Genomic DNA, 5,269 nt, shown 5'->3' on the forward strand with positions numbered 1-5,269 from the left:
AATTCAGTAAAAACTGAATTTAATCTGGTTTGTGCTGCTGTTAATCTAAGGAAAATATGGATGAATTCTGGATAATACAAATGATTGATTGAAAATCAATCATTGTATTGTAGAATAACAAAAAATTCTGCAAAATAATATGGTACGTATTATTGTTTAACTAATTATTGTCGGAAAAACTCTAAAGACATCAGGGTTTTACGCTTCATTTATAAATTTACTCTTTTATAAGAAAAGGTTGTGTGACCTGCCTTGTTTCATACGCTATCTGAACCAAACGAAGCCATGCATTTAAAGCAGACCTCATGGAAACCAGATCACTTGCTGTGATGTTTAATGCCATATCCGATTCATTAATTGAAATATCAACAACAGACCTTTCAAAATCAGTGGTCTTTACTTCTGGTAATATAGACCAGTAAATTGACTCCGCGTCACTGGTCTCAAATATTAATTCAGCTGTAACCTTCACACCGACCGCCCTTACCAAAAATTTTGTAGCTTTTTATCCGGAAACTGAAAAGTAATTTTCCAGAATCCATTAAATCTATTGTATCCTTACCAATTACTATACACCTTAAACCGCATGATTCATCAGAGTTTTGCTCTGCATGTTCAAATGATAATGTTTTTGCAATAGTTTCAGCAATATTACCCCTTCCCATGACAACCGGGGCTCCTTTTTTCCTATTTAAAGATTTAATATCCCCTGAATATGCGACATCCATATAAATTGACAGAAGGTAATTCCCAGATGAATCAAAAATTTCAAAACTTCCGGGATTTCCGTGGTATTCTCCAATCAGTAAAACAGGTACATCAGGATGGAAATCAAAAATTTCCTCAAACGACATTTTCCCGCGGTTTACATAATCACAATTTAGATAACGTCCCAAATGTTTACACAGTGTCCGGGACCTAGTTGACGGTTTGCGAGATGTGGTCAGTAGCATATGAATTAAGGATAGTCATGGTCTTGTTAATTTAATTTTCCGGTACAAAACAAAAGCAAATGAAAATAATACCAAATATACATCTGTTTTCATTGTTCTATTAACATCTGGATAAGAGGTAAACTATCCAACTTACAGATAGTTCAAATTAGAAAGAAGAATCAAAGGAAGCGTATTTACTCCGCTTTGACATGTTTTATGGTAGTTGGGCGCTCTTTTACAAGTATACGATGCCCGCAGTAGGGACAACGGATACCGGTATAATGATAATCGATTTCAACTACCTTTTTACACCGTGTGCATTTGTATCCCATGGAATTTATTCAACCTCTTCTTCTATGGCTTTCTTTATAGCTCTTGGCACGGTTTTGCCTACACTGGTTTGAGGACTGTAGGTTCCACCTGCAAATGTATGACCGCATTTGGTACACTGCCAGATTCCAGTTCCTGTTCTTTTTACTGAAACACGTGCACAATTTGAGCATTTGTGCTTTTTCAGCATCTGTTCTTCAATATTTGCAATTAATTTACGGTCCTTTCTTCCGTATCTTGTACCAAACCTTCCTGCTGATTTGGTAACTCTTCCTTTTGTTTTATATCCTTTTGCCATATTATCAACCTTGTACCTATAAAAATATCCTGTATATAATGTTGATTAAACGATTATATATTGGATAAATATTTTTCTCTGATTTCAAACGCTTTTGTTCGTGCTACATTAACTGCCTGTAATACCTGTTCTTCTGTAAAACTTCCAGGACCACTTTTTTGCATGGCTGAAATTGAGCCATTCTGATTGGATACAATTGTAATCTTGGTATCACATACGGATTCTTCATTATATGTTGGGTCAACCATCAATTCCCCACTGATGTTAACCAGGGAAATACCTACTGGTATATCACGCACAGGCATCATCATATCCTCACCATACTCTTCACGTTCAGCAGGAACCTTTGTGGTCATAAGTGCAGCAATTGCGCCAATGGATGACGCATCCATTATATTACCATCATCATTAAGAACGTCAATATCAATAAAGACTGTCCAGACTTCTTCACCTTCCGTAATACACAGCTTATTTAAATCGATTGCGCCTGATTCGCGGATTCCGCGGTCAACTACACGTGCTATTTCAATAGCATCCTCCTTTGGCGGACCTGCTTCAAAATCCGGTGACGCGATTGGATTCAGTTCCAGACTGGTAATAATTATTCCTTTATCAGGTGTATCAGGGAATGGCTCCCCCACCTGAAGTTTGACTCCGACTACTAGCTGGGTATTTCCCCAGTATACTTTTGCAGAGCCTTCTGCATTACCTATTATATCGGTTTCGATACTGATGTCACGTATTTTGTCGAATGCACGGGAATCTTCCCTTTGTTTTTTGAGCATCAGATGATAAACGTAATCCTTTTTAAGTTTTGACATCACTTCACTGGTCATCTGATTCACCTTCTGTATCATTATCGTTTACAATTTCCACGAAAAAACCCATCTCATCCGAATCAACATCATCATCTTCAGATTGATCAGTGTCTTCATCCAGAATCTCTGAGGTATCAGGTTCCTGTTCCTCAACGTCTTCCACCTGATTTTCAGAAGATTCATCTGAGAAAATATCTTCAGACACAACTTCACCAGGTTCAGCCTTATGTTCAGATTCAGATATTATCGGAACTGATTGTACCTCTGATTCAGCTTCTTCATATTGACCGAATTTTTTAAGAAGTGTATCTCTCTGGATTTGTAGGATTTGCTGACATCCCTTTTTAACAAGTTCCATTGCCTGTTTAATTTCATCCTCTGTCAAATGTCCATCCATCTGAATTAGGGTGATTTCTCCGTCCTGGGTCATTGCAACTGGAAGGTCAGCTTCTCCTTCATTATCCTCTTTTTTATTCAAATCCAAAACCAGCTGACCATCGACTTTACCAACTGCACAAGCTGAAACCAGACTCTTTAAAGGAATTCCAGCATCTATGAGTGCCAATGTTGCTGCATTTATAGCCGCAGTTCTTGTACCTGCATCAGCCTCCAATATTTCAGAAAAAACATCGATGACAGTATTGGGATAAAATTGTGTCATAATTACAGGTTCAAACGCCTCACTGCTGACCTTGGAAATTTCACTGCTGCGCCTGCTTGGGCCTGGACGCTGTCTATCTTCTACAGAAAAAGAAGCCATATTGTATTTGTACCGGATAACTGCTGCATCTGGACGCTGCATACGTCTGGGATGTAGTTCTCTTGGCCCATAAACTGCAGAAATTACTTTGTTGTTTCCCCATTCAAGGTAACATGAGCCATCTGCTCTGGACAAAACTCCGATTTCAACTTTCATTGGTCTGATTTCATCGGCATTTCTGCCATCAACACGTAAACCATTTTCATCAATAAACTTTTTTGGTTCATTGTTCATAATTTATAATCTCCAGATTACTCATTCATTTTTCATTTTTCTCCTTCACACCCATCGTATTTCTTCCAGTTTTTAAACATATATTGATTTACAAAAAGAAGGTTAAAAACAAATTATATTAATCATGTGATGGGTCCAGTAACGCATCGATTTTACGATAAGTATCATCTAGGGTCTCATGGTTTCTGGATGTTTTTTTAGAAGGTGGTTTTTGTTCAACATCGGACGATGCATCATTGGATTGTTTTGATTTGTCGGGTCCATGCTCTTCGTTGGAATCTGTTTCAAAAAGTTGGGTAATATTGTTTCCTTTGCTATTTACATCGTTATAATAGGATTTTTGTACTATCAATCTAATAGCTTTTTCCAGATAATCCATATCTTCATCTCTGCCATTGACCCAGATTCTGCCGTTTTGACCTACAAAAATATCACAATTAAACTTTTTCTTGAGTGTCGATATTACATAACCACCCTTTCCAATTATATAAGGCACCCTCGTTGATTTGATTTCAATGATGCGCCCTTCTTTAAGGGTTTTTAGATTACGTCCAGTTATGGTAAGTTCTACTTTCATGGACATACTTACATCTTTTATCTGGAGTATTGCTGAATCTCCAACATCAAGAAAATCTGTCATTCTGGATGAATCGATACGACCCGGGTATTCTGATATATGCATCAGTCCTGCATATGGTGAATTGATATCAAAAACCCAGTTAGAAGGAGTTACTTCTATAACAGTTCCAATGACCTGGTCTCTGGGTACAGGAATATATTTACCAGAAAACGGTACTACTGTCACTTTTTTTTTATTATCCATTACACCATATAACAGTGAATAGACTTTACCGTCTTTCACATAGGTTCCCGTCCCAGAATCTCCAGCATTTTCTGATAATAATTGACCTGGGAGTACTATTTTTTGATCCATGATGTGTAGCCTCTTACAAAAGTTTAGTTTCAGCTTCACCTTTTGTCAGACGATTAACAAGACTATAAAAGTCATTCTGCATTCCTGCCGGTATTTTCACAACTGCCACCCAGGAACCATCGTTTTGCCATTCTTCTTTTTCTAGTGTACCAAACCTTGTTATTTCTCCATAGGATTTGGCTGCATAACTGGAAGGTATTTTAACAGCTACTTCCACTTCTTCAAATCGAATTGGTATAATGGGTCTGATTGCTTTTAACACTGAATTTACCTGTTCATCTACACTTTTTAACAAATCAATATGAACTTTTGCCTCACTCATTGCACTTTCAATTCGACTTGGTGGATGCGGTGTTTTTGTTTGAGGATTAATAGCATTCTGGGCGATGACATTTACAATCTGTTTACGTTTTTCATCCAGCATCCTTTTTCTTTGTTCTTTTGTCAGCTGGATATCGCCGTGTTTTATAATGTCGTAGATTATTCCATAGACATCATCTGTCCCGAATATTTCCTGTATATCGGATTCAGACGCTAGGTTACCTTTATTGGCATCTTCAAAAACTGATTCCACTGCAATAATGTTTTCTATATTGATATCCTCTCCTCTTTTAAGATCAAGTGCTCCATCAGGGTCTACAAATACTTCAAATTGTTTACCGCCTTTTTTATACCTTGCAACTACAGAATCATCGAGAGATATCATGTTTTAACTCCTTTGATTTTAATTAAGCATTCCAAGAATCATTCTTCTTCAGAACCCTTTGGACTTTCTCCTTTATGTTTTTCCAACTCTTTATTTACATAGTTTTCTACTTCTTCATAGGAAAACTTTTTAAATTTTTTTGTATCAGCAGTAATCACACCTACTTCAAGTGTTGAAGCATTTATCTTGCCTTCAGTAACATTATAGAGTGCATCCATACCGAGCATAATTGCAGCATCGATATCCATATCATC

8 protein-coding genes and 1 pseudogene are annotated in these 5,269 nt (G+C 37.1%); all 9 read right to left on the minus strand.

What is annotated here, in order from left to right; genetic code table 11:
* Positions 1 to 217: 217 nt before the first annotated feature.
* On the minus strand, positions 218 to 472 hold the full coding sequence (locus ACLFMM_RS09080) for a KEOPS complex subunit Pcc1 (protein WP_410808417.1): 255 nt from the start codon (positions 470 to 472) through the stop codon (positions 218 to 220).
* Positions 456 to 953 (minus strand): rRNA maturation protein, encoded by a 498-nt coding sequence (locus ACLFMM_RS09085; RefSeq protein ID WP_410808418.1) that lies wholly within the window; start codon positions 951 to 953, stop codon positions 456 to 458. Before ACLFMM_RS09085 ends, ACLFMM_RS09080 begins: the two co-directional genes overlap by 17 nt.
* A gap of 176 nt (positions 954 to 1,129) precedes the next feature.
* The gene (locus tag ACLFMM_RS09090; protein ID WP_410808419.1) at positions 1,130 to 1,267 is read right to left on the minus strand and encodes a DNA-directed RNA polymerase subunit P; all 138 of its coding nucleotides are present in this window, start codon (positions 1,265 to 1,267) and stop codon (positions 1,130 to 1,132) included.
* 5 nt (positions 1,268 to 1,272) lie between these two features.
* On the minus strand, positions 1,273 to 1,563 hold the full coding sequence (locus tag ACLFMM_RS09095; RefSeq protein WP_410808420.1) for a 50S ribosomal protein L37ae: 291 nt from the start codon (positions 1,561 to 1,563) through the stop codon (positions 1,273 to 1,275).
* Positions 1,564 to 1,616: 53 nt separating this feature from the next.
* Entirely contained in the window at positions 1,617 to 2,399 is a 783-nt protein-coding gene (gene rrp42 / locus ACLFMM_RS09100; protein WP_410808421.1) for an exosome complex protein Rrp42, read from the minus strand.
* Entirely contained in the window at positions 2,389 to 3,375 is a 987-nt protein-coding gene (gene rrp41 / locus ACLFMM_RS09105; RefSeq protein WP_410808422.1) for an exosome complex exonuclease Rrp41, read from the minus strand. The genes rrp42 and rrp41 overlap by 11 nt, the downstream gene beginning before the upstream one ends.
* Before the next feature lie 118 nt (positions 3,376 to 3,493).
* The gene (rrp4, locus tag ACLFMM_RS09110) at positions 3,494 to 4,309 is read right to left on the minus strand and encodes an exosome complex RNA-binding protein Rrp4 (RefSeq protein WP_410808423.1); all 816 of its coding nucleotides are present in this window, start codon (positions 4,307 to 4,309) and stop codon (positions 3,494 to 3,496) included.
* A 13-nt stretch (positions 4,310 to 4,322) separates the two neighbouring features.
* Positions 4,323 to 5,015: a ribosome assembly factor SBDS gene (locus tag ACLFMM_RS09115; protein WP_410808424.1), complete on the minus strand. Its 693-nt coding sequence runs from the start codon at positions 5,013 to 5,015 to the stop codon at positions 4,323 to 4,325.
* A 38-nt stretch (positions 5,016 to 5,053) separates the two neighbouring features.
* A pseudogene (locus ACLFMM_RS09120) lies at positions 5,054 to 5,269 on the minus strand (proteasome subunit alpha); the annotation flags it as partial.

It is taken from the genome of Methanohalobium sp. (genome assembly GCF_046546175.1).
Taxonomy (GTDB): domain Archaea; phylum Halobacteriota; class Methanosarcinia; order Methanosarcinales; family Methanosarcinaceae; genus Methanohalobium.

Coding starts and splice junctions, on each gene's coding strand:
- rrp42 (WP_410808421.1), bottom strand. CDS start 2,399: ATGACCAGTGAAGTGATGTCAAAACTTAAAAAGGATTACGTTTATCAT.
- ACLFMM_RS09115 (WP_410808424.1), bottom strand. CDS start 5,015: ATGATATCTCTCGATGATTCTGTAGTTGCAAGGTATAAAAAAGGCGGT.
- ACLFMM_RS09090 (WP_410808419.1), bottom strand. CDS start 1,267: ATGGGATACAAATGCACACGGTGTAAAAAGGTAGTTGAAATCGATTAT.
- ACLFMM_RS09095 (WP_410808420.1), bottom strand. CDS start 1,563: ATGGCAAAAGGATATAAAACAAAAGGAAGAGTTACCAAATCAGCAGGA.
- rrp41 (WP_410808422.1), bottom strand. CDS start 3,375: ATGAACAATGAACCAAAAAAGTTTATTGATGAAAATGGTTTACGTGTT.
- rrp4 (WP_410808423.1), bottom strand. CDS start 4,309: ATGGATCAAAAAATAGTACTCCCAGGTCAATTATTATCAGAAAATGCT.
- ACLFMM_RS09085 (WP_410808418.1), bottom strand. CDS start 953: ATGCTACTGACCACATCTCGCAAACCGTCAACTAGGTCCCGGACACTG.